The following is a 214-nucleotide window of genomic DNA, read 5'->3' as shown; positions in this document are numbered from 1 at the left end:
TCGCGTACTGGCCGTCACGCAACTGATGGAATCGTTTTCCAGTCGGGAAGTGCAAGAGGCTGACTCTGTAGATCTTAAGCATATGGCTACTGTTTCGGCGCAATTGCTGCGTGATGGTTGTGACCTGCTTGATGTGTTGGGCTGGCGGTTGAGGCCTGCTTGATAGCGTTTTTATAACTGATGCATTGAGTACATAACCGATATTCGCGTTAAA

At 48.6% G+C, this 214-nt stretch carries 1 pseudogene; it reads left to right on the top strand.

Annotated features, from left to right (window positions below):
• A pseudogene (locus GHO42_RS26045) lies at positions 1 to 163 on the top strand (short-chain dehydrogenase); the annotation flags it as partial.
• Positions 164 to 214: the final 51 nt, after the last annotated feature.

It is taken from the genome of Pseudomonas sp. FSL R10-0056, from assembly GCF_009600105.1.
Taxonomy (GTDB): Bacteria; Pseudomonadota; Gammaproteobacteria; order Pseudomonadales; family Pseudomonadaceae; genus Aquipseudomonas; species Aquipseudomonas bubulae.
The sequence above is the reverse complement of the archived record's forward strand: the minus strand, read 5'-3'. Positions and strand labels throughout refer to the sequence as shown.